Raw genomic sequence first — 26,489 nt, 5'->3', positions numbered from 1 at the left:
AGCCGATGGCCCCCGCGCACGTCCCGCAAAGCCGGAAAGCCTGAAAAAGCCAGAAAGTAGGAATCAGCCGTGATTATGGGGTTCTCGATCGCCCTGATCGTCTTCAGCGCCCTGCTGATGCTGCTCGTGCTGATGCACAAGGGCAAGGGCGGCGGCCTCTCCGACATGTTCGGCGGCGGCATGCAGTCGTCGGTCGGCGGCTCCTCCGTCGCGGAGCGGAACCTGGACCGCATCACCGTCGTGGTGGGCCTGCTCTGGTTCGCGTGCATCGTCGCGCTCGGCCTCGTGGTGAAGTCGACCAGCTGACCGTTCTCGCCATTCCGGCAGTCCGGTCGGCGTCGTCCGGCCTATCATGAGGCTGGCGTTCACGACGTGGAATCAGTAACTCCGCTCGCTGGACGCGCGTTGGGCCTTACGTAGACTTGGGCGCTCCGCGGCGGACATCCACTCACACTCCGCGGCACCATCACGCAGGGAGTTACGACCGTGGCAAGTGGCAACGCGATCCGTGGTAGCCGGGTCGGAGCGGGGCCGATGGGTGAGGCGGAGCGCGGCGAGTCCGCACCCCGCCTGCGCATCTCCTTCTGGTGCTCGAACGGGCACGAGACGCAGCCGAGCTTCGCCAGCGACGCGCAGGTGCCGGACACCTGGGACTGCCCGCGCTGCGGGTTCCCGGCCGGCCAGGACCGGGACAACCCGCCCGCGCCGCCGCGCACCGAACCGTACAAGACGCACCTGGCGTACGTACGGGAGCGGCGCTCCGACGCCGACGGCGAGGCGATCCTCGCCGAGGCGCTCGCCAAGCTCCGGGGCGAGATCTGACCCCGCCCGGCGAATGTGACGTGAGGCCCGGCCCCGCAGGAATCTCTCCTGCGGGGCCGGGCCTCTTTGTGTGCGTTGCGCCGCTTGTGATCCCTTAAGTTGGAGGGCGGCGGGGCACGACAGGACGGAAGAAACGGGTTGATGTCCGAGATGAACGCAGAGAGCAGGGCGAAGCTCAACCGCATGCCGGAGTGGCTGGCACTCGGCAAGCACCGGGAGGAGTTCGGGCACACGCACCTGCGGCAGCTGTTCGAGGAGAACCCCGGCCGCGGCGCCGGATACACCCTGCAGGTCGGCGACCTGCACATCGACTACTCCAAGCACCTCGTCACCGACGAGACGCTGGAGCTGCTGCGCGAACTGGCGGCGGCCACGGGCGTGGCCGAGCTGCGCGAGGCCATGTTCCGCGGCGAGAAGATCAACACGACCGAGGACCGGGCGGTGCTGCACACCGCGCTGCGCGCACCGGCCGACACCGTGGTCGAGGTGGACGGCGAGGACGTCGTCCCCGGCGTGCACGCGGTCCTCGACAAGATGGCGGCCTTCTCCGAGCAGATCAGGTCCGGGAAGTGGACCGGCTTCACCGGGCAGCGCATCAGGAACGTCGTCAACATCGGCATCGGCGGCTCCGACCTGGGCCCCGCCATGGCCTACGAGGCCCTGCGCGCCTTCACCGACCGCGGCCTGACCGTCCGCTTCGTCTCCAACGTCGACGGCGCGGACCTGCACGAGGCCGTGCGCGACCTGGACCCGGCCGAGACGCTGTTCATCATCGCCTCCAAGACCTTCACCACCATCGAGACCATCACCAACGCCACGTCGGCGCGCGGCTGGCTGCTCGCGGGTCTGGGCGGCGACCAGGCCGCCGTGGCGCGGCACTTCGTGGCGCTGTCGACCAACGCGGAGAAGGTCACCGAGTTCGGCATCGACCCGGCCAACATGTTCGAGTTCTGGGACTGGGTCGGCGGGCGCTACTCCTTCGACTCGGCCATCGGGCTCTCCCTGATGATCGCGATCGGCCCGGGCGCCTTCCGCGACCTGCTCGCCGGCTTCCACCTGATGGACCAGCACTTCCGCACCGCGCCCGCCGAGGAGAACGCCCCGCTCCTGATGGGCCTGTTGGGGATCTGGTACGGCGCCTTCTTCGACGCGCAGTCGCACGCGGTGCTCCCGTACAGCCACTACCTCTCGCGTTTCACGGCGTACCTGCAGCAGCTGGACATGGAGTCCAACGGCAAGTCCGTGGACCGCGACGGCGATCCGGTCCAGTGGCAGACGGGCCCCGTGGTCTGGGGCACGCCCGGCACCAACGGCCAGCACGCCTACTACCAGCTCATCCACCAGGGGACGAAGGTGATCCCGGCGGACTTCATCGGCTTCGCGAACCCGGTCGCCGAGCTGGAAGCGGCCCCGGCGGCCCAGCACGACCTGCTGATGGCCAACTTCTTCGCGCAGACCCAGGCCCTGGCCTTCGGCAAGACGGCCGACGAGGTCCGCGCGGAAGGGGCGCCGGAGTCGCTGGTCCCGCACAAGACCTTCCACGGCAACCACCCCACGACCACCATCCTGGCCACCGAGCTCACCCCCGGGGTGCTCGGCCAGCTCATCGCCCTGTACGAGCACAAGGTGTTCGTACAGGGCGCCGTGTGGAACATCGACTCCTTCGACCAGTGGGGCGTCGAGCTCGGCAAGGTCCTCGCCAAGCGCGTCGAGCCCGCCCTGACCGAAGGCGTGGACGTGCCCGGCCTGGACGCCTCGACGCAGTCGCTGGTGACCACCTACCGCAAGCTGCGCGGACGCGCCTGACACCTGCGCGACGGGCCCGCCCTCATGGAGAAGGGCGGGCCCGTCGCGGTGTTCTTCCGTCTTCCGCCCAGTACGGGCGGACCGTCAGGAGGCCGGGGGATACATCCCGGACGGCAGTTTCGCCGCCGCCGCACGGTCCAGGAGCCACAGGGTGCGTGAGCGCCCGTACGCCTGCGCGGCCGGCGCCTGCACCCCGCCCGCCCCGCCGAGGGCGATGGATACCGCCCCGGCCTTGTCCTCGCCGGCCGCCAGCAGCCAGACCTCGCGGGCCGCCCGGATGGCCGGGAGGGTCAGCGAGACCCGGGTGGGCGGGGGCTTGGGCGCGCCGTGCACGCCGACCACCGTGCGGTCGGTCTCCCGGGCCGCCGGGTGCTCGGGGAACAGCGAGGCCACGTGCGTGTCCGGGCCGACGCCCAGCATCAGCACGTCGAAGGTGGGCACCGGGCCGTGGTCCTCCGGACCGGCCGCCTTCGCCAGCTCCGCCGCGTACGCGGCGGCCGCCGCGTCCACGTCGGCGCCGTACGGGCCGTCCGAGGCGGGCATGGCGTGCACGCGCGCGGGGTCGACCGGGACGGAGTCCAGGAGGGCCTGGCGGGCCTGGGTGTGGTTGCGCTCGGGGTCGTCGGCGGGCACGTACCGCTCGTCGCCCCACCACAGGTCGAGCCGCTGCCAGTCGATCGCGTCGCGGGCAGGGGCGGTGGCCAGTGCGGCGAGGAGTCCGTTGCCGTTGCGTCCGCCGGTGAGGACCACGGACGCGGTGCCGCGGGCCGTCTGAGCGTCCACGATCTTCGTGATGAGCCGGGCCGCGGTGGCCTGGGCCATCAGTTCCTTGTCCCGGTGGACGACGACCTGAGGAGTCGTCATACCCATGTGCTGCCGCCTTCGTGGTGGTCCTGGGGTGGTGTGGTGCCGCTGCGCGGAGCCGCTCCCCGCCCCGCCCCTTCACCGTTTCCTGGGGCTCCGCCCCAGACCACGCGCCTCAAACGCCGGCGAGGCTGGATTTTCCGGGGTGGGGAAGGGCTCCGCGCAGCGGGCCGGACTACTTGGCCGGGGCCTTCTTCGCCGGCTTGGCGGCCGGCTTGGCCGCCGGCTTCGCGGACTCGGCCTCGGCGGGAGCCTCCGGCTCCGGCGTCGCCGCCGCCAGATGGGACACCCCGTACTTCAGGGAGGCCGCGTACGTGTTGTCCGGGTCCAGCCGGCGCAGCTCCTCCGCCAGGAGCTCGGCCGTGTCGCGGCGCTTGAGCGCCACGTTCCGGTCGGGCTGGCCCGGCATGCACAGCGTGGCGAGCCCGCCGTCCGCGCGGTTCAGGACGATGTCGCCGTCCTTCGTCGCCAGACGTACGGCGGTCAGGCCAGGCCCCGCCGACAGCGTGCGGCGGACGGGGACCTGGAGCCGGTCCGCCAGCCACATGGCCAGCAGTTCACAGCTCGGGTTGTCGCCCTCGCCCTCCACGGTCGCCGAGACGACCGTCACCGCCTGCTGGTCCAGCGCCGCCGCCAGCATGGAGCGCCACGGCGTGATCCGGGTCCACGACAGGTCCGTGTCCCCGGGGGCGTACGCCCCGGCCCGGGAGCCGAGCGTCCCGACCGGGTCCTCGCAGGAGTACGTGTCCGTGATGCGGCGCTGCCCGAGCGCACCCAGCGGATCGCCCGCCAGGTCCGTGGGAGCACCGTCCGGCCACCAGACGACCACAGGCGCATCCGGAAGGAGCAGCGGGAGAACCACCGACTGGGCGTGGTCGACCAGTTCGCCGTGAAGGCGCAGCACGACCGTCTCGCCGCTGCCCGCGTCCGCCCCGACGCGGACTTCCGCGTCGAGCCGGGCGTCACGGCGGCTGCGGGGCGAGCGGCTGGCCCGCTTGATGACGACGACGATCCGCGAGGGGTGTTCGTGGGACGCGTCGTTCGCCGACTTGAGCGCGTCGTACGCGTTCTCCTCGTCGGTCACGATCACCAGCGTGAGGACCATGCCGACGGCCGGCGTGCCGATGTCCCGGCGTGCCTGCACCATCGCGGCATTGATCTTGCTGGAGTTGGTCTCCGTGAGGTCGATCTTCATGGCCGGCGCCAGCTCCGTCCGTCTCGTGCGAGCATCTCGTCCGCCTCGACCGGTCCCCAGGTGCCCGCCGGGTACTGCGCGGGCTTGCCGTGCCTGTCCCAGTACTCCTCGATGGGGTCGAGGATGTTCCAGGACAGCTCCACCTCCTGGTGGCGCGGGAAGAGGTTCGCGTCGCCGAGGAGCACGTCGAGGATGAGCCGCTCGTACGCCTCGGGGCTCGACTCCGTGAAGGACTCGCCGTAGGCGAAGTCCATCGTGACGTCCCGGACCTCCATGGAGGTGCCCGGAACCTTGGAACCGAAGCGCACCGTCACGCCCTCGTCCGGCTGGACCCGGATGACGAGGGCGTTCTGCCCCAGCTCCTCGGTCGCGCCCGACTCGAAGGGCAGGTACGGGGCCCGCTTGAAGACCACGGCGATCTCGGTCACCCGGCGGCCCAGGCGCTTGCCCGTCCGCAGGTAGAAGGGGACGCCCGCCCAGCGGCGGTTGTTGATCTCCAGGCGGATCGCCGCGTAGGTGTCGGTCTTCGACTTGGGGTCGATGCCGTCCTCTTCGAGGTACCCGACGACCTTCTCGCCGCCCTGCCAGGCCGCCGCGTACTGGCCGCGCACGGTGTGCTTGCCCAGATCCTCCGGCAGCTGGACCGCCGTGAGGACCTTGAGCTTCTCCGCCACGAGCGCCTTGGGGTGGAAGGAGCCGGGCTCCTCCATCGCGGTCAGCGCGAGCAGCTGGAGCAGGTGGTTCTGGATGACGTCACGGGCCGCGCCGATGCCGTCGTAGTAGCCCGCCCGGCCCCCGATGCCGATGTCCTCGGCCATGGTGATCTGCACGTGGTCGACGTACGACCGGTTCCAGATCGGCTCGAACATCGTGTTGGCGAAGCGCAGGGCAAGGATGTTCTGGACGGTCTCCTTGCCGAGGTAGTGGTCGATCCGGAAGACCTCGTCACGCGGGAAGACCTCGTGGACGACCTTGTTGAGCTCCTCGGCGCTCTTCAGGTCGTGGCCGAAGGGCTTCTCGATGACGGCACGCCGCCAGGAGCCCTCCTTCTGCGCCAGACCGTGGTCCTTGAGCTGCTGGACCACCTTGGGGAAGAACTTCGGAGGGACGGACAGGTAGAAGGCGAAGTTGCCGCCCGTGCCCTGCGCCTTGTCGAGTTCGTCGATCGTCGCCTTCAGCGTCTCGAAGGCGGTGTCGTCGTCGAAGTCGCCCTGGACGAAGCGGCAGCCCTGCACGAGCTGCTGCCAGACCTCCTCACGGAAGGGGGTGCGCGAGTGCTCCTTGACCGCCTCGTACACCTCCTGGGCGAAGTCCTCGTGCTCCCACTCCCTGCGGGCGAACCCGATGAGGGAGAAGCCCGGCGGCAGCAGGCCGCGGTTGGCGAGGTCGTAGACGGCAGGCATCAGCTTCTTGCGCGACAGGTCACCCGTAACGCCGAAAATGACCAGGCCGGACGGCCCCGCGATGCGCGGGAGCCGCCGGTCCTGTGCGTCACGAAGCGGGTTCGCTCCGTTTACAGACAAGGTGTTCAGGCCTCCGTGGGGGCAAGGCGCTGCAGCTCCGCCTCGGTCGACTTCAGCAGGTCGTTCCAGGACGCCTCGAACTTCTCGACGCCCTCGTCTTCCAGCAGCTGAACGACATCGTCGTACGAGATGCCCAGCTTCGCGACCGCGTCGAGCTCGGCGCGGGCCTGCTCGTAGGAGCCGCGGACGGTGTCACCCGTGATGGAACCGTGGTCCGCGGTGGCCTCCAGGGTGGCCTCCGGCATGGTGTTCACCGTGTTCGGGGCGACCAGGTCGTCCACGTACAGGGTGTCCTTGTACGCCGGGTCCTTGACGCCGGTCGAGGCCCACAGCGCACGCTGCTTGTTGGCGCCGGCGCGCTCCAGGGCGGTCCAGCGCTCGGAGGAGAAGACCTCCTCGTAGGCCTGGTAGGCCAGACGGGCGTTGGCGAGCGCCGCCTTGCCCTTGAGGGCCTTCGCCTCGTCGGTGCCGACGGCGTCCAGGCGCTTGTCGATCTCGGTGTCCACGCGGGACACGAAGAAGGAGGCGACCGAGTGGATCAGGGAGAGGTCCAGGCCGGCGGCCTTCGCCTTCTCCAGACCGGCCAGGTACGCGTCCATGACCTCGCGGTAGCGCTCCAGCGAGAAGATCAGCGTGACGTTGACGCTGATGCCCCGGCCGATGACCTCGGTGATCGCCGGCAGGCCGGCCTTCGTCGCCGGGATCTTGATGAGCGTGTTCGGGCGGTCCACCAGCCAGGCGAGCTGCTTGGCCTCGGCGACCGTCGCCGCGGTGTCGTGCGCCAGCCGGGGGTCCACCTCGATGGACACGCGGCCGTCCTGGCCGTCGGTGCGGTCGTAGACCGGGCGCAGGATGTCGGCGGCGTCCCTGACGTCCGCCGTCGTGATCATGCGCAGGGCCTCTTCCACGGTGACCCGGCGGGTCGCGAGGTCGGTGAGCTGCTGCTCGTAGCCCTCGCCACCGCTGATGGCCTTCTGGAAGATCGCCGGGTTGGTGGTGACACCGACCACGTGCGACTGGTCGATGAGCTCGGCCAGATTGCCGGAGGTGATGCGCTTGCGGGACAGGTCGTCCAGCCAGATCGCGACGCCTTCGTCGGAGAGGCGCTTGAGTGCGTCTGTCATGGGATTACATCTCCTACTTGGTTCCGGACCGGCGTCAGCGCGCGGCGGCGAGGGATTCGTTGGCGGCGGCCACCACGTTCTCGGGCGTGAAGCCGAACTCGCGGAAGAGCACCTTCGCGTCGGCGGAGGCGCCGAAGTGCTCCAGCGACACGATCCGGCCGGCGTCGCCCACGTAGCGGTGCCAGGTCAGGCCGATGCCCGCCTCGACCGCGACGCGCGCCTTGACCGACGGCGGCAGCACGCTGTCCTTGTACTCCTGGCCCTGCTCCTCGAACCACTCCACCGACGGCATCGAGACGACACGGGTCGGGACGCCCTGGGCCTGGAGCTGCTCGCGGGCCTCGACGGCCACGTGCACCTCGGAGCCGGTGGCGATGAGGAGGACCTGCGCCGGACCGCCCTCGGCCTCGAACAGGACGTACCCGCCCTTGGCGGCGGCCTCGTTGCGCTCGTAGGTCGGCACGCCCTGGCGGGTCAGCGCCAGGCCGTGCGGGGCGCCCTTGCCGAAGACCTTGGTGTGGCGGCGCAGGATCTCGCGCCAGGCGACGGCGGTCTCGTTGGCGTCGGCCGGGCGCACGATGTTCAGGCCCGGGATCGCGCGCAGCGACGCGAGGTGCTCGACCGGCTGGTGGGTCGGGCCGTCCTCGCCGAGGCCGATGGAGTCGTGCGTCCACACGTACGTCACCGGCAGGTGCATCAGCGCGGACAGGCGCACGGCGTTGCGCATGTAGTCGGAGAACACCAGGAAGGTGCCGCCGTAGATACGGGTGTGGCCGTGCAGGGCGATGCCGTTCATGGCCGCGGCCATGGCGTGCTCGCGGATGCCGAAGTGGATGGTGCGGCCGTACGGGTCGGCCTCCGGCAGCGGGTTGCCCACCGGCAGGAAGGAGGACTCCTTGTCGATGGTGGTGTTGTTGGAGCCTGCCAGGTCGGCCGAGCCGCCCCACAGCTCCGGGATGACCGCGCCGAGCGCCTGCAGGACCTTGCCGGACGCGGCGCGGGTGGCGACGCCCTTGCCGGCCTCGAAGACGGGGAGCTCGTCCTCCCAGCCGGCGGGCAGCTCGTTGGCGTTGATGCGGTCGAACTCGGCGGCGCGCTCCGGGTTGGCGGTGCGCCAGGCGGAGAAGTCCTTCTCCCACGCGGCCTTGGCCTCGCGGCCACGGTCCAGCGCCTTGCGGGTGTGGGCGATGACCTCGTCGGAGACCTCGAAGGTCTGCTCCGGGTCGAAGCCGAGCACGCGCTTGGTGGCCGCGACCTCGTCGTCGCCGAGCGCCGAGCCGTGGGCGGCCTCGGTGTTCTGGGCGTGCGGGGCGGGCCAGGCGATGATCGAGCGGGCCGCGATGAAGGACGGGCGGTCCGTGACGGCCTTGGCGGCCTGGAGCGCGGCGAACAGCGCCTTCGGGTCGAGGTCGCCGTTCTCCTGCTGCTCGACGCGCTGGACGTGCCAGCCGTACGCCTCGTAGCGCTTGACGGTGTCCTCGGAGACGGCCGTCTCCGTGTCACCCTCGATGGAGATGTGGTTGTCGTCCCACAGCAGGACGAGGTTGCCCAGCTTCTGGTGGCCGGCCAGTGCGGACGCCTCGTGGGAGATGCCCTCCTGGAGGCAGCCGTCGCCCGCGATCGCGTAGACCATGTGGTCGAACGGGGAGGTGCCGGGGGCGGCCTCCGGGTCGAAGAGGCCGCGCTCGTAGCGGGCGGCCATGGCCATGCCGACGGCGTTGGCGACACCCTGGCCGAGGGGGCCGGTGGTGGTCTCGACGCCGGCCGTGTGGCCGTACTCCGGGTGGCCGGGGGTCTTGGAGCCCCAGGTGCGGAAGGACTTCAGGTCGTCCAGTTCCAGCCCGAACCCGCCCAGGTACAGCTGGGTGTAGAGGGTCAGGGACGAGTGCCCCGCGGAGAGCACGAAGCGGTCGCGGCCCACCCACTCGGGGTCCGCCGGGTCGTGCCGCATCACCTTCTGGAAGAGGGTGTAGGCGGCGGGGGCCAGGCTCATCGCCGTACCGGGGTGGCCGTTTCCGACCTTCTGGACCGCGTCAGCGGCCAGGACGCGGGCGGTGTCGACGGCCCGCTGGTCCAGTTCGGTCCATTCGAGCTCTGTGGTGGTCGGCTTGGTGCTCACCGTGAGTCAGGGCTCCTCTCCACATGTTCGTATCCCGGTGACGAACGGTGCACCGGCGATTCCGAGCCTACCCCCGCAACGGCGTGCAGTTATTCGAGTGCAGGCGGTCCGTCACCGCCGCGCCGACCGGTGTCCGCCCGGCCGCGGGGCCGCGGGCGCGGCCGTCCCCCGTATGTATGCACGGTCCGATCGGCCCAACACGAGGCGACCCCGGCGCGGGGCGACGTAAGCGCAACGTCTAGAGTGGCGTGGTACGCGCAAGCCTCAACCGGGCCTCCATGTTTGTGAACGGCCCGAGTCGGAGCTTGCTGGATTCTCTCTCAGGGGTGTGCGTGACGGCCGTCGAATCCCGTCCAGCGGGGGTGCTCGGGACGAACCCCGGTCACCGGCCGTTCGGGACCCGCGTCATGGCTTTCGTGGCATTGACCAAGCCGCGGATCATCGAACTTCTGCTGATCACCACAGTGCCGGTGATGTTCCTCGCGGAGCAGGGCGTTCCGTCGCTGTGGCTGGTCCTGGTGACATGCGTCGGCGGATACCTGTCCGCGGGCGGCGCGAACGCGCTGAACATGTACATCGACCGCGACATCGACGCGCTGATGGACCGCACCTCGCAGCGCCCGCTGGTGACCGGCATGGTCAGCCCGCGTGAGTGCCTGGTCTTCGGCATCACGCTCGGCGTGGTCTCCACCCTGTTCTTCGGCCTGCTCGTCAACTGGCTGTCGGCCGCGCTGTCACTCGGGGCGCTCCTCTTCTACGTCGTCGTCTACACGATGCTGCTGAAGCGGCGCACGACCCAGAACATCGTCTGGGGCGGCATCGCGGGCTGCCTGCCGGTGCTCATCGGCTGGTCCGCGGTCCGCAACGAGGTCTCCTGGGCCGCGGTCATCCTCTTCCTCGTCATCTTCTTCTGGACGCCGCCGCACTACTGGCCGCTGTCGATGAAGGTGGCCGACGACTACGCGCGCGTCGGTGTGCCGATGCTCCCCGTCGTCGCGGGCAACAAGGTCGTGGCGCGCCAGATCGTCCTCTACAGCTGGGTGATGGTCGGCGTCTCGCTGCTGCTGACCCCGCTGGGGTACACCGGCTGGTTCTACACCTCGGTCGCGCTGCTGGCCGGCGGATGGTGGCTGTGGGAGGCGCACGCGCTGCACGCGCGGGCCAAGGCGGGCGTGACGGGCGCGAAGCTCAAGGAGATGCGCCTGTTCCACTGGTCGATCACCTATGTGTCGCTGCTGTTCGTCGCGGTGGCCGTGGATCCCTTCCTCCGCTGATTACTCGCCGGTAGCATGGCTTCCATGGGAGACACCGCAGACAGCGCGGCCGCCGCAGGCGCCGCGGACAAGAAGCAGGACCGTACCGCCGCGAAGCTGGCCAGGCAGATCGGCGCCTTCGCCAAGCAGCACGGCGGCGCCGAGGGCCAGCTCGCCCACATCGGCCAGGCCGGCACCCGCATCGTGCTCGTGGGCGCGGACGGCGGCTGGGGCGACCTGGTCGCCCCGTCCTTCGCGGTGGCGCAGCTCGCCGCGGAGAAGGCCGGGCTGGCCCTCCACGAGGAGTTCGACGGGGAGTTCGCCGCGCGCGTGCGCACCGGCCCGTACGAGTGGTCGCGGATGGCCGGCCTCCAGCTCGGCGGATCCGAGAACCCGGCGGCCTGACCCCCGGACCGGCGTCCGGGGGACCGCCACACGGTCTCGGTCAACAGCCCGAGCAACACCTCACACCCCGCTCACCCGTTAGGACGTGTGGAAGCGCCTTCCCCACGTCCGCAACGGGATGCCCGGATGATCGAAACGCCGCCCCTGGTGGACCAGTACTGCCACGGATTCCTCCGCACGGAGCTGGGACTGGGCACCTTCGAGGCCCAGCTGATCCACTCCGCCGGCCCGCCCGCCGCGGGCACGACCTTCTTCGACACCCAGACCGGCTTCGCCGTCCGCCGCTGGTGTCCGCCCCTGCTGGGACTGGAGCCGCACGCCGCCCCCGCCCGCTACCTGGCCCGGCGCCGCGAGCTGGGCCCGGACGAGTCCGCCCGGCGGCTGCTGCGGGGGTCGCACGTCGCCGCCTACCTGGTCGACAGCGGGACGGCCGGGGACCTCACGGGTCCCAAGGACATGGCGCTCGCCGCCGGCGCCGAGGCCTTCGAGACGGTCCGCCTGGAGTCGCTGGCCGAACAGGCCGCCGACACCTCCGGGACGGTGGCCTCCTTCCTCGCCCGACTCGCCGAGGCCGTGCACCACGGCGCCGCCGGCGCCGCCGCCTTCTCCTGCGCCGCCGCGCCCGGCCTGGCCGGCGGCCCGCCCCTCGATCCCGAACCACCCGGCCCGGGCGAGGTGCGCGGGGCGGCCGGCCGGTGGCTGGCCGGGCGGCCGCGCGGGGGAGCGCTGCGGGACCCCGTACTCCTGCGGCACCTGCTCTGGAGCGCGGTGGCGTCCGGGCTGCCGCTCCAGCTGCGCACGGGTACGGGGGACCCCTCGGCGCTGACCGGTTTCGTACGGGCCACAGCCGGCCCGGGTACACGGCTGGTGCTGCTCGGCGGGTATCCGCACCACCGGCACGCGGCGCGGCTCGCGGAGGCCTTCCCGCACGTCTACGCCGACGCGGGCGCGGGCCTCGGGCGGACCGGGGCGCGGGCGGCGGCGGTCCTGGCCGAGCTGCTGGAGCTCGCGCCGTTCGGGAAGCTGCTCTTCTCCAGCGGGGGACGGCGGCTGCCGGAACTGCACGCGGTGGGCGCCCTGGTGTTCCGGGAGGCACTGGCCCGGGTGCTGGGCGGCTGGGTCGCCGAAGGGTCCTGGTCCTGGCGGGACGCGGAGCGGGTGGCGGCCATGGTCGCGGCGGGCAACGCCCGCCGCCTCTACCGGCTGGACCGGCCGTGAGCGGGTGCCGGCCGGTCCAGGCGGTAGAGGCGGGCGTGTGGGCGGGCGGGCCGGCTCAGACGGAGGAGAGCCGGGCGTCGTCCGCCGGTGCCTGGCCCGCCGCCTCGTCCGACGGCCGCTCACGCAGGCTCAGGGCGAGCCGGACCACCGCGATCCACACCAGGCAGGAGCCCAGCATGTGCACGGCGACGAGGACCTCGGGCACGTCGGTGAAGTACTGCACGTAGCCGATACCGCCCTGGGCCAGCAGTACGAGAAGCAGGTCGCGGGCACGTGCCCGGGTGTCGACGGGGGCGTCGACCACGCGCAGCACCAGCCACATCGCGACGGCCAGGGCGCAGACCACCCAGGCGGCGATCGCGTGCACGTGCGCGGTGGTCTCCCAGTCGAACGGCATCCGCTTGATCTCGCTGCTGTCGCCGGCGTGCGGTCCGGAACCGGTGACGACGGTGCCCGCGGCGATCAGTACGAGGGTGGTCGTGGTCAGGGCCCACGACAGCTTGCGGACCGGGCCGGGGACGCGCGGGCGGGGCGCGGTGTCGCCCTCGCCGACGCGCTGCCAGGTGACGGTCGTCACGGCGATCAGCGAGGTGGCGAGCAGGAAGTGCCCGGCCACGCTGTACGGGTTGAGGCCCGTCATGACGGTGATGCCGCCGAGGACGGCGTTGCACATCACGATGGCGAACTGGATCCAGCCGAGCTTCGTCAGCGAGCGGCGCCAGGGCTCGGCCGACCGGGCCGCGATGATCAACCAGCCGACGGCTGCGCTGAGCACGTACGTCAGCATGCGGTTGCCGAACTCGACGGCGCCGTGGAAGCCCTGCTCCTGGGTCGCGATCAGGCTGTCGTCGGTGCACTTGGGCCAGGTGTCGCAGCCGAGACCGGATCCGGTCAGCCGTACCGCGCCGCCGGTGATGACGATGGCCACGCTCATGACGAGCGCGGCGAGCGCGGCCCGCCGGACGATCCGGGGTGACGGAGTCCAGCGGCCGGCGATGTATGCGAGGGGGTTCAACACGCCCCATATCGTAGGCGACCCCTTGTGCAAACTTTCACGAGGGGGTGGGGGAGGGGGCGTCGGGACCGGCGAGCAGCCGGAACCGGGCGGCGGCGGGATCGCCCTCCTCCTCCCACCACAGCAGGACGCGCCAATGCGCCCCGTCGCCCGGGTGGTACGGCGAGCGCGCGAACTCCCGTAGAAGTTCGCCCGCTACGTCCTCGGCCGTCCTGTTCCTCACCTCTGTGGCGCTGTGCCAGGGACGGGGAAGCGCGCTCCACAGCCCGTCGGGGCCTCGGACGTCGAAGCGCCACACCGCGAGCCAGGGGGTGACCTCCAGCATCGTGCGCACCTGCTCGGCGTCCAGGTGCAGCCGGGCGGCGATCTCCGGCTCCGCCACCGACCGGATACGGGCGGCCACCACGGCCCGCGGCAGCAGCCGTTCGGGCAGCAGCCCCCGGGTACGCAGGCCGACCAGCTCGTCGAAGGCCAGGTGGCGCAGGCGCAGTTCCAGCTGGCGGCCGATGTGGTCCAGCGCCTCCTCGGCGGCCTCGGCCTCCTCCGCGGCCGGGTCGGCCAGCAGCAGCCGCCGGAAGTCGCACTCCGCGTCCACGGCCCACGCCACCGCGTCCTCGGTGGAGCCCAGCTCGGCGAGCCGGTCCCCGAGGAACACCTTGGCCTGGGCGAGGCCCCGCCGGTTGACCGGGTCGGCCTGGTCCAGTCCCGCCCACACCCCCACCGCGGTACGGGTCAGGTCGCGGGCGCGCTCACCTGCGGCCCGCTCCATGGCGCTCGGGCCGTCGGCGGAGGCCGGGCCCAGCGGGTGTTTCGGCAGCCGGTCCGCGTCACTCAGCGGCCAGGCCAGCCACACCCCGTGGTTGATCAGCCCGCGGGCGTACCAGCGGGCGTACTCCGGGGCGTGCGGGGCGGCGCGTTCGGAACTGCGCAGGCCCTCCTCGATGGTGGCGAGGGCGCCCGCGCGGTCCCCCGCGGCGAAGCGCAGGGCCGCCCGGTCGGCGAGGCGCAGGCCGAGCAGGGCGGTGCACTCGGGATCCTCGGGGAGCGTGCGCAGGGCGCCGATCAGCTCGTCCAGGAGCGCTTCACGCGCCGCCGGCTCCGGCCGCGCGGCCCCCGCCCGCACCCGCGCCCACCGCTCGTCCAGCCGAAGAACGGCCTCCCGCTGCACCATGTCCGCCCCCCGGCTTCATGTGTGGAGGCGCCCATCCTCGCGGCTGCGCCGCCGCGGGGGAAAGGGTTTCATTCCCAGCGGAAGAGCCGTGCCGCGGCGCCCAGGCCCAGCACGGCCCAGGCGGCGAGGACGGCCGCGTCGCCCCACGGCAGCACGGCCCCGTGCCGGAGCACGTCGCGCAGCCCGTCGGACAGCGCGGAGATCGGCAGCAGTTCCAGGACGGACCGCACCGCCTCCGGGAATTTGTCGAGCGGCACGACCACTCCGCCGCCGACCAGCAGCAGCAGGAAGACCAGGTTGGCGGCGGCGAGGGTGGCCTCGGCCCGCAGCGTGCCCGCCATCAGCAGGCCGAGCCCCGAGAAGGCGGCGGTGCCCAGCAGCACCAGCGCGGCGACCGACAGCGGATCCCCTTGCGGGGACCAGCCCAGGGCGAGGGCGATCACCGTCAGCAGGGCGATCTGCAGCACCTCGGTGACCAGCACCGAGAGGGTTTTGGCCGCCATCAGCGCCCAGCGCGGCAGCGGGGAGGCGCCGAGCCGCTTGAGGACCCCGTAGCGGCGGTCGAAGCCGGTGGCGATGGCCTGGCCGGTGAAGGCGGTGGACATCACGGCGAGGGCGATGACGCCGGGGGCGAGGAAGTCCACGGGCTCACCGGCGCCCGTGTCGACGATGTCGACGGCGGAGAACAGCACCAGGAGCAGCGCCGGGATGATCACGGTCAGCAGCAGCTGCTCGCCGTTGCGCAGCAGCATCCGCGTCTCCAGCGCCGCCTGCGCGAGGATCATGCGGGACACGGGCGCGGCCCCCGGCCGGGGGGTGAACGTGCCGGCGCTCATGCGCGCAGCTCCTTACCGGTCAGTTCGAGGAAGACGTCTTCGAGGGTGTGCCGCTGCACCGCGAGGCTGTCCGCGAGCACGCCGTTCTGCGCGCACCAGGACGCGACGGTGGCCAGCAGCTGCGGGTCGACCTCGCCGGTCACCCGGTAGACGCCGGGGGCGGCCTCGGCCGCCTGGGTGCCGTCGGGCAGTGCCTTCAGCAGCGAGGCCAGGTCGAGGGACGGGCGGCCGGTGAAGCGCAGGGTGTTCTCGGCGCCGCCGCGGCACAGCTGCTCAGGGCTGCCGTGGGCGATGACCCGGCCCGCGTCCACGATGGCGACCTCGTCCGAGAGCTGTTCGGCCTCGTCCATGTGGTGGGTGGTGAGGACGACGGTGACCCCGTCGGCGCGCAGCTCCCGTACGAGGTCCCAGGTGGCGCGGCGGGCCTGCGGGTCCAGGCCGGCGGTGGGTTCGTCGAGGAAGACCAGCTCGGGGCGGCCCACGACGGCCATGGCCAGGGCGAGGCGCTGCTGCTGGCCGCCGGAGAGCCGGCGGTAGGGGGTGCGGCCGCAGCTGCCGAGTCCGAGGCGGTCCACCAGGGTGTCCGGGTCGAGCGGGTCGGCGTACAGCTTGGCCATGTGGCGGAGCATCTCGACGGCGCGGGCCCCGGAGTACACGCCTCCGGACTGGAGCATCACGCCGATCCGGGGGCGCAGGGCCTCCGCCTGGGCGACCGGGTCGAGACCGAGGACGCGGACGGTGCCGGCGTCGGGGCGGTGGTAGCCCTCGCACGTCTCCACCGTGGTCGTCTTGCCCGCGCCATTGGGACCGAGGACCGCGGTGACGGAGCCCGCGCGGACGGTGAGGTCCAGTCCGTCCACCGCCGTCTTGGCGCCGTACCGCTTCACCAGTCCGCGGATCTCCACCGCGGGGTCGTTGCTCATGGTGGGTGAGTCTACGGAGCCGCGGGACGGGCCCCCGGCGCCGGGGCCCGGCGGCCGGAGTATCGAACGACGGATCGCGGGAACGGCTTTTTTTCGGTCCGGCGGCCCCCGGACGGCCCCTTCGTTTTCGGTGATCGTTCGTAGCGCCGGGCCTGCCGGCGCGGGGTGCCGCCGAGAGTGCGTGAGTGCTGGTGGCGGCGGGGAATGCGGCCGAACGAGGGGCCCGGAAGGTGAGCGGAATCAATCAGTCCGAATAACTCTCCGTCGATAAATAAGGTAACCCTTAGTGATGGAGGCCACCAGGCGTGGCCTCCGTCACGGCTTGTCCGGGCTCGGTTAATTACGCAACAATGGTGTTGTGAAATACGGCGAACGGCAGAACGAGGCCCCCCAGGGGGAGCTCGCCACCGGGGAGCGGTCAACCCGCAACCGCGTGGCGCGCTCGATCCTGGACCACGGCCCGTCCACCGTCGCCGACCTCGCCCAGCGCCTCGGCCTCACCCAGGCCGCCGTCCGCCGCCACCTCGACACGCTCGTCGCCGACGACGTGGTCGAAGCCCGTGAGCAGCGCGTGTACGGAGCGCGGACCCGGGGTCGGCCGGCCAAGGTCTTCGCGCTCACCGACTGCGGCCGCGACGCCTTCGACCAGTCCTACGACAAGCTCGCCGCGGACGCCCTGCGCTGGATCGCGCAGTCCGTGGGCGGCGGCGAACAGGGCGAGGCGGCCGTCGCCGCCTTCGCCAGGGCGCGCATGGAGTCGCAGGCCGAGGCCTACCGGGCAGCCGTCGAGGCGGCCGCCCCCGAGGGCCGCACGGAGGCTCTTGCCAGGGCGTTGACGCAAGACGGGTACGCTGCTACGGCGAAGAGCGCTCCCGGTCCGCACAGCGGTGAACAGCTCTGCCAGCACCACTGCCCGGTCGCCCACGTGGCCGAGCAGTTCCCGCAGCTCTGCGAGGCGGAGACCGAGGTCTTCTCACGCCTGCTCGGGACGCATGTGCAGCGCCTCGCCACGATCGCCCACGGCGACGGAGTGTGCACGACGTTCATCCCGCGCAGCGCGGGCACCACACAGACCGACACATCAGTATCTGCAAGTACGGCCGGGAGGAACCCCGCATGACCACGGAGACCGCTCACCCTGAGCTCGATGGCCTGGGCACCTATGAATACGGCTGGGCCGACTCCGACGCGGCCGGCGCCGCTGCCAAGCGGGGTCTGTCCGAGGCTGTCGTCCGCGACATCTCGGAGAAGAAGTCCGAGCCGGAGTGGATGCTGAACCTCCGCCTCAAGGGCCTGAGGCTGTTCGACAAGAAGCCCATGCCGATGTGGGGCTCCGACCTGTCGGGCATCGACTTCGACAACATCAAGTACTTCGTGCGCTCCACCGAGAAGCAGGCCGCTTCCTGGGAGGAACTGCCCGAGGACATCAAGAACACGTACGACAAGCTCGGCATCCCGGAGGCGGAGAAGCAGCGCCTCGTCGCCGGTGTCGCGGCCCAGTACGAGTCCGAGGTCGTCTACCACCAGATCCGTGAGGACCTGGAGGAGCAGGGCGTGATCTTCCTCGACACGGACACCGCGCTCAAGGAGCACCCGGAGCTCTTCCAGGAGTACTTCGGCACGGTCATCCCGGTCGGCGACAACAAGTTCGCCTCGCTGAACACCGCGGTGTGGTCCGGCGGCTCGTTCATCTACGTCCCCAAGGGCGTCCGCGTGGACATCCCGCTGCAGGCCTACTTCCGTATCAACACGGAGAACATGGGCCAGTTCGAGCGGACGCTGATCATCGTCGACGAGGACGCCTACGTCCACTACGTCGAGGGCTGCACCGCCCCGATCTACTCCTCGGACTCGCTGCACAGCGCCGTCGTCGAGATCATCGTGAAGAAGGGCGGCCGCTGCCGCTACACGACGATCCAGAACTGGTCGAACAACGTCTACAACCTGGTCACCAAGCGTGCCGTGGCGTACGAGGGCGCGACCATGGAGTGGATCGACGGCAACATCGGCTCCAAGGTCACCATGAAGTACCCGGCCGTGTACCTGATGGGCGAGCACGCCAAGGGCGAGACCCTGTCCATCGCCTTCGCGGGCGAGGGCCAGCACCAGGACGCCGGCTCCAAGATGGTCCACATGGCGCCGAACACCTCCTCGAACATCGTCTCCAAGTCGGTGGCCCGAGGCGGCGGCCGCACCTCCTACCGGGGCCTGGTCGAGATCGGCGAGGGCGCCGCCGGCTCGAAGTCCAACGTCCTGTGCGACGCACTGCTCGTGGACACCGTCTCCCGCTCGGACACGTACCCGTACGTGGACGTCCGCGAGGACGACGTGACGATGGGCCACGAGGCCACCGTCTCCAAGGTCTCCGACGACCAGCTCTTCTACCTGATGCAGCGCGGCCTCACCGAGTTCGAGGCCATGGCCATGATCGTGCGCGGCTTCGTCGAGCCGATCGCGAAGGAGCTGCCGATGGAGTACGCGCTGGAGCTCAACCGGCTGATCGAGCTGCAGATGGAGGGCTCGGTCGGCTAGTCCGGCCCCCGCCCGCAGCACATTCACAGACGTAGACGTGTTCTTTTAAGAGAGCGAGCAAGACGACAGCCATGGCTGAGGCTCAGAATATTCCGGCGGGCTCCACCACCGCCGGCGCGATCGCGGTGGCCGCCGAGTCCACCGTCGCCACCCGGACGAGCGCGCCCCCGTCCTTCGACGTGGCCGACTTCCCGGTCCCGCACGGCCGCGAGGAGGAGTGGCGCTTCACGCCGCTCGCCCGCCTCAAGGGCCTGCACGACGGCACCGCCGTCGCCGACGGCACCATGAAGGCCCAGATCGACGCCCCCGAGGGCGTCACGGTCGAGTCCGTGGAGCGCGGCGACGAGCGGATCGGCAAGGCCGGCACGCCCGTCGACCGCGTCGCCGCACAGGCCTTCTCCTCCTTCGCCAAGGCCACGGTCGTCACCGTGCCCAAGGAGACCGTGCTCACCGAGCCCATCCGGGTCGCCCTGCACGGCGAAGGCGGCACGACCTTCGGCCACACCGTCTTCGACGTGAAGCCCTTCGCCGAGGCGATCATCGTGATCGACCACACCGGCGACGGCGTGCGCGCCGCCAACGTGGACATCCTCGTCGGCGACGGCGCGAAGGTGACCTTCGTGTCCGTCCAGGACTGGGACGACACCGCCGTCCACACCTCGCAGCACAACGCCCTCGTCGGCCGCGACGCGAGCTTCAAGTCCGTGGTCGTCACCTTCGGCGGCGACGTCGTCCGCCTGCACCCGCGCGTCACCTACGCGGGCCCCGGCGGCGAGGCCGAGATGCTCGGCCTGTACTTCACGGACGCCGGCCAGCACCAGGAGCACCGCCTCCTCGTCACGCACGACGCCCCGCACTGCAAGTCGAACGTCGTCTACAAGGGCGCCCTCCAGGGCCAGGACGCCCACGCCGTCTGGATCGGCGACGTGCTCATCGAGAAGAGCGCCGAGGGCACCGACACGTACGAGATGAACCGCAACCTCGTCCTCACGGACGGCGCGCGGGTCGACTCCGTGCCGAACCTGGAGATCGAGACCGGCGAGATCGTCGGCGCCGGCCACGCCTCCGCCACCGGCCGCTTCGACGACGAGCAGCTCTTCTACCTGCAGGCCCGCGGCATCCCGGCCGACGAGGCCCGCCGCCTGGTCGTCCGCGGCTTCTTCGCCGAGCTCGTCCAGCAGATCGGTGTCGACGACATCGAAGAGCGCCTGATCGCCAAGATCGAGGCCGAGCTCCAGGGTTCCGTCTGATGAACTACGTCAAGGCCTGCGCGCTGAGCGAGCTGGAGGAGAACACCCCCAAGCGGGTGGAACTCGACGGCACGCCGGTGTCCATCGTCTCCACCGACGGGGAGGTGTTCGCGATCAACGACATCTGCTCGCACGCGAACGTCTCGCTCTCGGAGGGCGAGGTCGAGGACTGCATGATCGAGTGCTGGCTGCACGGGTCGGCCTTCGACCTGCGCACCGGAAAGCCCTCCGGTCTGCCCGCGACGCGCCCCGTCCCCGTATACCCCGTAAAGATCGAAGGGGACGACGTGCTCGTCTCCCTCACCCAGGAGTCCTGAGGTATCCATGGCAACGCTTGAAATCCACGACCTGCACGTCTCCGTCGAGGCCGAGAACGGCGCCCGCGAGATCCTCAAGGGCGTCGACCTCACCGTCAAGCAGGGTGAGACGCACGCCATCATGGGTCCGAACGGCTCCGGCAAGTCCACGCTGGCGTACTCCCTGGCCGGTCACCCGAAGTACACCATCACCGGTGGCACCGTGACCCTCGACGGCGAGGACGTCCTGGAGATGTCCGTCGACGAGCGCGCCCGCGCCGGCGTCTTCCTCGCCATGCAGTACCCGGTCGAGGTCCCCGGCGTCTCGGTCTCCAACTTCCTGCGCACCTCCGCCACCGCCATCCGCGGCGAGGCCCCCAAGCTGCGCACCTGGGTGAAGGAGGTCAAGTCCGCGATGGAGCAGCTCCAGATGGACCCGGCCTTCGCCGAGCGCAACGTCAACGAGGGCTTCTCCGGCGGTGAGAAGAAGCGCCACGAGATCCTCCAGCTGGAGCTCCTCAAGCCGAAGATCGCCATCCTCGACGAGACCGACTCCGGCCTGGACGTCGACGCCCTGCGCATCGTCTCCGAGGGCGTCAACCGCGTCCGCGAGAGCGGTGAGGTCGGCACCCTGCTGATCACCCACTACACGCGCATCCTGCGCTACATCAAGCCCGACTTCGTGCACGTGTTCGCGAACGGCCGCATCGCCGAGTCCGGCGGCGCCGAGCTCGCCGACCAGCTGGAGAACGAGGGCTACGACAAGTACGTGAAGGGTGGCGCGACCGCGTGACACAGCTGCCTGGCCTCCTCACCGGGTCTCATCTGCTTGGCGAGGCGATCCGCAAGGACTTCCCCCTGCTGGATCGTGTGGTCCACGACGGGAAGAAGATCGTTTACCTGGACAACGCCGCGACCTCGCAGAAGCCGCGCCAGGTACTCGACGCGCTGAGCGAGTACTACGAGCAGCACAACGCGAACGTCCACCGCGGCGTGCACGTGCTCGCCGAGGAGGCCACGGCGCTGTACGAGGGCGCCCGCGACAAGGTCGCCGCCTTCATCAACGCGCCGAGCCGCGACGAGGTGATCTTCACCAAGAACGCCTCGGAGTCGCTCAACCTCGTCGCGAACATGCTCGGCTGGGCGGACGAGCCCTACCGGGTCGACCGCGAGACCGAGATCGCCATCACGGAGATGGAGCACCACTCCAACATCGTTCCGTGGCAGCTGCTCGCGCAGCGCACCGGCGCGAAGCTGAAGTGGTTCGGCCTCACCGACGACGGCCGGCTCGACCTGTCCAACATCGAAGAGGTCATCACGGAGCAGACGAAGATCGTCTCCTTCACGCTGGTCTCCAACATCATGGGCACGGTCAACCCGGTCGAGGCGATCGTCCGGCGCGCCCAGGACGTCGGCGCGCTGGTGCTGATCGACGCCTCCCAGGCCGCTCCGCACATGCCGCTCGACGTGCAGGCGCTCGGCGCCGACTTCGTGGCCTTCACCGGCCACAAGATGTGCGGCCCGACCGGCATCGGCGTCCTGTGGGGCCGCCAGGAGCTGCTGGAGGACCTGCCTCCGTTCCTCGGCGGCGGCGAGATGATCGAGACCGTGTCGATGCACGCCTCGACCTACGCCCCGGCGCCGCACAAGTTCGAGGCGGGTACGCCCCCGATCGCCCAGGCCGTCGGCCTCGGTGCGGCCGTGGACTACCTCTCCGCGATCGGCATGGACAGGATCGCCGCGCACGAGCACGCGATCACCGAGTACGCGATCAAGCGCCTCGCCGAGGTGCCCGACCTGCGGATCATCGGCCCCACCACGGCCGAGGACCGCGGCGCCGCGATCTCCTTCGTGCTCGGCGACATCCACCCGCACGATGTCGGCCAGGTCCTGGACGAGCAGGGCATCGCGGTCCGCGTGGGACACCACTGCGCGCGCCCCGTCTGCCTGCGCTACGGAATTCCGGCGACGACGCGAGCGTCTTTCTACCTGTACTCCACTCCGGCCGATGTCGACGCACTGGTCGACGGGCTGGAGCACGTACGGAACTTCTTCGGCTGACGGACGAGGCGACGAGGACGCAGTGAAGCTGGATTCGATGTACCAGGAACTGATCCTGGACCACTACAAGCACCCGCACGGGCGTGGCCTGCGCGACGGCGACGCCGAGGTGCACCACGTCAACCCGACCTGCGGTGACGAGATCACGCTGCGCGTGAAGTACGACGGTGAGACGCTGACGGATGTCAGCTACGAGGGCCAGGGCTGCTCCATCAGCCAGGCCAGCGCCTCCGTACTGAACGAGCTGCTCGTGGGCAAGGAACTGGCCGAGGCGCAGAAGATCCAGGCCGTGTTCCTGGAGATGATGCAGTCCAAGGGCAAGATCGAGCCCGACGAGGCCATGGAGGAGGTGCTGGAGGACGCGGTCGCGTTCGTCGGCGTCTCCAAGTACCCGGCCCGTGTGAAGTGCGCCCTGCTGAGCTGGATGGCGTGGAAGGACGCGACGGCCCAGGCTCTGGGCGACGCGGAGAGGAAGACGGCATGACCGAGAACGCGACGCCCGAGGCGTCGACCAAGCCGGCCACCGAGGAGGAGGTCCGCGAGGCCCTCTACGACGTGGTCGACCCCGAGCTGGGCATCGATGTCGTCAACCTGGGCCTGATCTACGGCATCCACATCGACGACGCGAACATCGCCACCCTCGACATGACGCTCACCTCGGCGGCCTGCCCGCTGACGGACGTCATCGAGGACCAGGCGAAGTCGGCCACGGACGGCATCGTCAACGAACTCCGGATCAACTGGGTCTGGATGCCGCCGTGGGGCCCGGACAAGATCACGGACGACGGCCGCGAGCAGCTTCGCGCGCTCGGCTTCAACGTCTGAGCACCCCGCTCGCACAGGAGGGCCCCCGGCACGCGCGTGCCGGGGGCCCTCGGTGTTTCCCGGCCGGTCCCCCGGGCGGATGGGCGCTCGTCATGCGTACAGGTGTACGCATCGATGTGTACCCTTGTACACATGCCCTATGCCCTGCTCGCCGCAGCCATCGCCGCCGAGGTCGCCGGCACCACCGCCATGAAGTACAGCGACGGCTTCACGAAGCTGTGGCCCTCGCTCGGCACCCTGCTGGGATACGCCATCGCCTTCACCCTGCTCGCGCAGGCGCTGAAATCGATGCCGGTCGGTACGGCCTACGCGATATGGGCCGGAGTCGGCACCGCCGCCATCGCCGCGATCGGCATGGTGTTCATGGGGGAGGCGGCCACCGCCGCGAAGATCGCGGGGATCGCCCTCGTGATCGGCGGGGTGGTCCTGCTGAACCTGGGCGGGGCGCACTGATGCCGCAGGGCGCGCGGCGGCGCCACGACCCGGACCGGCGCCGGCGGATCATCGACGCCGCGATCCGCGTGGTGGGTGCCAAGGGCATCGCGGGGCTGAGCCACCGCAGCGCGGCCGCGGAGGCGGACGTACCGCTGGGGTCGACGACGTACCACTTCAAGACGCTGGACGACCTGCTGGTGGCGGCGCTGCGGCAGGCCGACGAGGGCTTCGCCCGGGCGCTGGCACACGCCCCGGAGCTGGCCGACCCGGAGGCGGACCTCGCCGCGGCGCTGGCCCGCCTCCTGGGCGAGTTCCTGACGGCGGACCGGCGCCGGGCGGAGCTGGAGTACGAGCTCTACGTCGCGGCGCTGCGCCGCCCCGCCCTGCGGCCGGTGGCCGCCGAGTGGTGCGAGGCCGCGTGCCGGGCGCTGGCGCCGCGGACCGACCCGGTGACGGCCCGGGCGCTGGTGGCCGCGATGGACGGCATCAGCCTGCAGGTCCTGCTGACGGACGCCGAGTACGACGAGCCGTACGCCCGTGAGGTGCTGGCCCGCGTCCTGGGGGAGCGGGCCGCCTGAGCGCCGCGTCCCGGCTCAGCCGGCGGGGGTGGGGGTGCGGACGGCCGCCAGGGCCGTCTGCACGCTCGCCTCGATGTCGCGGATGGGGTAGACCACCTCGCGCACGGTGCGGTCGCGGTCGACGACCAGGGTCAGCCGCTTGATCCGGCTCACGCCCGCCGCGCGGAACGTCGGCAGGCGCAGCGCGGCGGTCAGCGCCAGGTCGGCGTCCGACAGGAGCGGGAAACGCAGCCGCTCCGCCTCCGCGAACTCCCGCTGCTCGTCCGGGCGCTGGGTGGAGACGCCGTGCACGGTGGCGCCGGCCGCGGTGAACTCGGCGAGCTGGTCGCGGTACGTGCACGACTCGAACGTACAGCCCTTGGCGCCCGGGATCCCGGCCCAGCCGGGAGGGTAGGCCTCGGCCCGCGCGTAGGCGCCCGGGAAGAAGTACAGGACCGTGAACGGGGTGTCCGCCACCGGGTCGCCCATCCCGCCGAAACGGTCCGGCAGCAGCAGTGGCGGCACCCGCGTGCCGAGCAGCGAGTGCACCCGTTCCGCCTCGCGCGATGCTCCGTCGGTCGTCGCCGTCATCTCTCCCTCTCCCAGGACCCAGGTGTCTCCCCAGTCCTGGAGGGCCACCAGGACCGGCAGCAGCCCCCGCCCGCGCGGGGTCAGCCGGTACTCGTGCCGCACCGGGCGCTCCTGGTACGGCTCGCGCGACAGCACCCCGGCCTCCACGAGCAGCTTCAGCCGTTCTGCGAGCACCTTGCGGGACACCCCCAGCTCGCGCTGGAGCTCGTCGAAGCGGTGCAGGCCGCGCGCGGTGTCGCGCACGATCAGCAGCGTCCACCAGTCGCCCACCACGTCGAGGGCCTGGGCGATGGCGCAGTCCGCGTCGCCGAGGTGTGTGCGCTGGGCCATGGGAACTCCTTCGTCCGTTGACCCAAGGCTGTCATGGTGACATAGTCCGTTCCCAAAAGGAACTTACTCATCAGGGCGGGGGCACGGGTGTGCTGCAGGGGTTCAAGGACATACCGAGGGTCGTGTGGCTGCTGGCTGCGGGGGTCTTCGTCAACGCCGTCGTCAGCTTCACCTTCGTCTTCGTCTTCCTCTACCTGACCGGCCCACGCGGACTCGGCGCCGCACAGGCCGGCCTCGTCACCGGCATCGGCGGCATCGGCCTGGTCGCGGGCAACTTCAGCGGCGGCTGGTACGGGGACCGCTTCGGCCACCGCCGGGTGCTCCTCGCCGCCGCCACGCTCGCCGGGGCGACCCTCGCGGCCCTGCCGCTGCTCCCCGCCCCGCTGCTCTTCGCGGCCCTCCCGGTGGCCCAGTACGCCTCCGGCGTGATCCGGGCCGCCAACTCCGCCCTCGTCGCGGTCACCGTCCCGGAGGGCGGCCGCCGCCAGGCCTTCGCCCTCGTCCGCTGCGCGTCCAACGGCGGATTCACCCTCGGGCCGCCGCTCGGCGCCCTCGTCGCGACCGGGCTCTCCTACGACTGGCTCTTCGTCGCCGACGGCGTCGGTACCCTCGCCTTCGCTATCTGGACCGCCCGCGTCGTCCCGGCGCGCGGCGCACCCCGCAAAGCATCCGCGGCCCCGGACGGGGGTCAGGGCCGCGGACTCCTCGCCGAACTACGGGCCAGGCCGGCCCTGCTCGTCCTGCTCGGCGCGATCCTGGTGACCGACGTCGTCTACCGCCAGCAGTACTCCACCTTCCCCGTCTTCCTCACCGACCACGGCCTGGACCCGCGCGCCTTCGGCCTCGTCATCGCCCTCAACGGCGCGGTGATCCTGCTGCTTGAGCTGCCCGCCGCCGTGGCGCTGCGCGACCGGCCGGCGCTGCCGGTGATCGCCGCCGGGCTGGTGCTGGTGGGGGCCGGGTACGGGGCGCTGCTCTTCGGGGCGGGGGTGGCGAGCGCCGTGGTGATGATGGTCCTGCTGAGCCTCGGGGAGATCCTCTACAAGACCACAGCCACCGCCTACGTCGCCGACGAGGCGCCCGAGCACGCCGTCGGGCGGTTCCAGAGCCTGTACGCGGGGATCTCCGTCAGCGGGGTCGTCCTCGGGCCACCGCTGGGCGGCGCGCTGTACTCGGCCGCCCCCGGCCTGCTGTGGCCGCTGTGTGCCGGGCTCGCGACGGCGGCGGGCGGGGCGGTGCTCTGGGCGTGGGCACGGCAGCGGCGACGCGCGTCCCGACACGCGATCGGACCGGCACATGAGACCGGTTCGCGACCTCGGGCCGTCGCCGGTTAGGTTT

Annotated in this window: 27 protein-coding genes; 17 read left to right on the top strand and 10 right to left on the bottom strand. The window is 71.1% G+C overall.

Annotated features, from left to right (window positions below):
• The first annotated feature begins 75 nt into the window (after positions 1-75).
• The 3 genes from secG (at position 76) to pgi (ending at position 2,628) form a co-directional block, all read left to right on the top strand.
• Complete coding sequence (gene secG / locus BSL84_RS08335) at positions 76-306, top strand: preprotein translocase subunit SecG (protein WP_030026864.1); 231 nt, start codon at positions 76-78, stop codon at positions 304-306.
• A gap of 180 nt (positions 307-486) precedes the next feature.
• Positions 487-822, top strand: coding sequence for an RNA polymerase-binding protein RbpA (locus BSL84_RS08330; protein WP_010352468.1), 336 nt, complete (start codon positions 487-489; stop codon positions 820-822).
• Between the two features lie 150 nt (positions 823-972).
• Positions 973-2,628 (top strand): glucose-6-phosphate isomerase, encoded by a 1,656-nt coding sequence (gene pgi, locus BSL84_RS08325; RefSeq protein ID WP_075972016.1) that lies wholly within the window; start codon positions 973-975, stop codon positions 2,626-2,628.
• 84 nt (positions 2,629-2,712) lie between these two features.
• Here the strand turns inward: pgi and pgl are convergent, their stop codons facing one another.
• The 5 genes from pgl to tkt all read right to left on the bottom strand — a co-directional run bounded on the left by pgl (position 2,713) and on the right by tkt (position 9,453).
• The gene (gene pgl / locus BSL84_RS08320) at positions 2,713-3,492 is read right to left on the bottom strand and encodes a 6-phosphogluconolactonase (protein ID WP_030026866.1); all 780 of its coding nucleotides are present in this window, start codon (positions 3,490-3,492) and stop codon (positions 2,713-2,715) included.
• A 175-nt stretch (positions 3,493-3,667) separates the two neighbouring features.
• Positions 3,668-4,687 carry a glucose-6-phosphate dehydrogenase assembly protein OpcA gene (opcA, locus tag BSL84_RS08315; protein WP_075970094.1) on the bottom strand — a complete coding sequence of 340 codons (1,020 nt, stop codon included), beginning with the start codon at positions 4,685-4,687 and terminating at the stop codon, positions 3,668-3,670.
• Positions 4,684-6,210 (bottom strand): glucose-6-phosphate dehydrogenase, encoded by a 1,527-nt coding sequence (gene zwf, locus BSL84_RS08310; protein ID WP_030028501.1) that lies wholly within the window; start codon positions 6,208-6,210, stop codon positions 4,684-4,686. Before zwf ends, opcA begins: the two co-directional genes overlap by 4 nt.
• Positions 6,211-6,215: 5 nt before the next feature.
• Positions 6,216-7,334, bottom strand: a complete 1,119-nt coding sequence (gene tal / locus BSL84_RS08305; RefSeq protein ID WP_030028502.1) for a transaldolase — start codon at positions 7,332-7,334, stop codon at positions 6,216-6,218.
• 34 nt (positions 7,335-7,368) lie between these two features.
• Positions 7,369-9,453, bottom strand: coding sequence for a transketolase (tkt, locus tag BSL84_RS08300; protein WP_030028503.1), 2,085 nt, complete (start codon positions 9,451-9,453; stop codon positions 7,369-7,371).
• 326 nt (positions 9,454-9,779) lie between these two features.
• On the opposite strand from tkt, the gene BSL84_RS08295 reads away from it, so the two are divergent.
• The 3 genes from BSL84_RS08295 to BSL84_RS08285 all read left to right on the top strand — a co-directional run bounded on the left by BSL84_RS08295 (position 9,780) and on the right by BSL84_RS08285 (position 12,329).
• Entirely contained in the window at positions 9,780-10,727 is a 948-nt protein-coding gene (locus BSL84_RS08295) for a heme o synthase (protein ID WP_075970093.1), read from the top strand.
• Positions 10,728-10,751: 24 nt separating this feature from the next.
• Positions 10,752-11,111, top strand: a complete 360-nt coding sequence (locus tag BSL84_RS08290) for a hypothetical protein (RefSeq protein ID WP_107484895.1) — start codon at positions 10,752-10,754, stop codon at positions 11,109-11,111.
• A 126-nt stretch (positions 11,112-11,237) separates the two neighbouring features.
• Complete coding sequence (locus tag BSL84_RS08285) at positions 11,238-12,329, top strand: amidohydrolase family protein (RefSeq protein WP_045321589.1); 1,092 nt, start codon at positions 11,238-11,240, stop codon at positions 12,327-12,329.
• A 55-nt stretch (positions 12,330-12,384) separates the two neighbouring features.
• Here BSL84_RS08285 and BSL84_RS08280 read toward each other — a convergent pair whose 3' ends face one another.
• The 4 genes from BSL84_RS08280 to BSL84_RS08265 form a co-directional block, all read right to left on the bottom strand.
• Positions 12,385-13,347, bottom strand: coding sequence for a COX15/CtaA family protein (locus BSL84_RS08280; RefSeq protein ID WP_051873080.1), 963 nt, complete (start codon positions 13,345-13,347; stop codon positions 12,385-12,387).
• Between the two features lie 34 nt (positions 13,348-13,381).
• Positions 13,382-14,515 carry a hypothetical protein gene (locus BSL84_RS08275; protein WP_052680512.1) on the bottom strand — a complete coding sequence of 378 codons (1,134 nt, stop codon included), beginning with the start codon at positions 14,513-14,515 and terminating at the stop codon, positions 13,382-13,384.
• Between the two features lie 68 nt (positions 14,516-14,583).
• Positions 14,584-15,351 carry an ABC transporter permease gene (locus BSL84_RS08270; protein WP_030027073.1) on the bottom strand — a complete coding sequence of 256 codons (768 nt, stop codon included), beginning with the start codon at positions 15,349-15,351 and terminating at the stop codon, positions 14,584-14,586.
• Complete coding sequence (locus BSL84_RS08265; RefSeq protein WP_075970091.1) at positions 15,348-16,274, bottom strand: ABC transporter ATP-binding protein; 927 nt, start codon at positions 16,272-16,274, stop codon at positions 15,348-15,350. The genes BSL84_RS08270 and BSL84_RS08265 overlap by 4 nt, the downstream gene beginning before the upstream one ends.
• A 358-nt stretch (positions 16,275-16,632) precedes the next feature.
• On the opposite strand from BSL84_RS08265, the gene BSL84_RS08260 reads away from it, so the two are divergent.
• The 10 genes from BSL84_RS08260 (at position 16,633) to BSL84_RS08215 (ending at position 24,251) form a co-directional block, all read left to right on the top strand.
• Positions 16,633-17,394: a helix-turn-helix transcriptional regulator gene (locus BSL84_RS08260; RefSeq protein WP_075970090.1), complete on the top strand. Its 762-nt coding sequence runs from the start codon at positions 16,633-16,635 to the stop codon at positions 17,392-17,394.
• Complete coding sequence (gene sufB, locus BSL84_RS08255; protein WP_075970089.1) at positions 17,391-18,806, top strand: Fe-S cluster assembly protein SufB; 1,416 nt, start codon at positions 17,391-17,393, stop codon at positions 18,804-18,806. The genes BSL84_RS08260 and sufB overlap by 4 nt, the downstream gene beginning before the upstream one ends.
• Positions 18,807-18,877: 71 nt before the next feature.
• A complete protein-coding gene (sufD, locus tag BSL84_RS08250) occupies positions 18,878-20,056 on the top strand; it encodes a Fe-S cluster assembly protein SufD (RefSeq protein WP_075970088.1) in 1,179 nt (392 codons plus the stop codon).
• Positions 20,056-20,373 (top strand): bifunctional 3-phenylpropionate/cinnamic acid dioxygenase ferredoxin subunit, encoded by a 318-nt coding sequence (locus BSL84_RS08245; protein ID WP_030027083.1) that lies wholly within the window; start codon positions 20,056-20,058, stop codon positions 20,371-20,373. Before sufD ends, BSL84_RS08245 begins: the two co-directional genes overlap by 1 nt.
• A gap of 7 nt (positions 20,374-20,380) precedes the next feature.
• Positions 20,381-21,145, top strand: coding sequence for a Fe-S cluster assembly ATPase SufC (gene sufC / locus BSL84_RS08240; RefSeq protein ID WP_030027085.1), 765 nt, complete (start codon positions 20,381-20,383; stop codon positions 21,143-21,145).
• A complete protein-coding gene (locus BSL84_RS08235; RefSeq protein WP_030027088.1) occupies positions 21,142-22,413 on the top strand; it encodes a cysteine desulfurase in 1,272 nt (423 codons plus the stop codon). Before sufC ends, BSL84_RS08235 begins: the two co-directional genes overlap by 4 nt.
• A gap of 22 nt (positions 22,414-22,435) precedes the next feature.
• A complete protein-coding gene (sufU, locus tag BSL84_RS08230) occupies positions 22,436-22,897 on the top strand; it encodes a Fe-S cluster assembly sulfur transfer protein SufU (protein WP_030027090.1) in 462 nt (153 codons plus the stop codon).
• Entirely contained in the window at positions 22,894-23,238 is a 345-nt protein-coding gene (locus BSL84_RS08225) for a metal-sulfur cluster assembly factor (RefSeq protein WP_030027092.1), read from the top strand. The genes sufU and BSL84_RS08225 overlap by 4 nt, the downstream gene beginning before the upstream one ends.
• A gap of 132 nt (positions 23,239-23,370) precedes the next feature.
• Positions 23,371-23,691: a DMT family transporter gene (locus tag BSL84_RS08220; RefSeq protein WP_045321594.1), complete on the top strand. Its 321-nt coding sequence runs from the start codon at positions 23,371-23,373 to the stop codon at positions 23,689-23,691.
• On the top strand, positions 23,691-24,251 hold the full coding sequence (locus BSL84_RS08215) for a TetR/AcrR family transcriptional regulator (RefSeq protein ID WP_075970087.1): 561 nt from the start codon (positions 23,691-23,693) through the stop codon (positions 24,249-24,251). The genes BSL84_RS08220 and BSL84_RS08215 overlap by 1 nt, the downstream gene beginning before the upstream one ends.
• A 15-nt stretch (positions 24,252-24,266) precedes the next feature.
• On the opposite strand, the gene BSL84_RS08210 is transcribed toward BSL84_RS08215, so the two are convergent.
• Positions 24,267-25,151 (bottom strand): winged helix-turn-helix transcriptional regulator, encoded by an 885-nt coding sequence (locus tag BSL84_RS08210; protein ID WP_075970086.1) that lies wholly within the window; start codon positions 25,149-25,151, stop codon positions 24,267-24,269.
• Positions 25,152-25,243: 92 nt separating this feature from the next.
• On the opposite strand from BSL84_RS08210, the gene BSL84_RS08205 reads away from it, so the two are divergent.
• Positions 25,244-26,485, top strand: coding sequence for an MFS transporter (locus tag BSL84_RS08205; RefSeq protein ID WP_052680514.1), 1,242 nt, complete (start codon positions 25,244-25,246; stop codon positions 26,483-26,485).
• Positions 26,486-26,489: the final 4 nt, after the last annotated feature.

The organism is Streptomyces sp. TN58 (assembly GCF_001941845.1).
Classification (GTDB): Bacteria; Actinomycetota; Actinomycetes; order Streptomycetales; family Streptomycetaceae; genus Streptomyces.
Note: the sequence above shows the minus strand (reverse complement) of the source record. Positions and strands in the feature narration are given on the sequence as shown.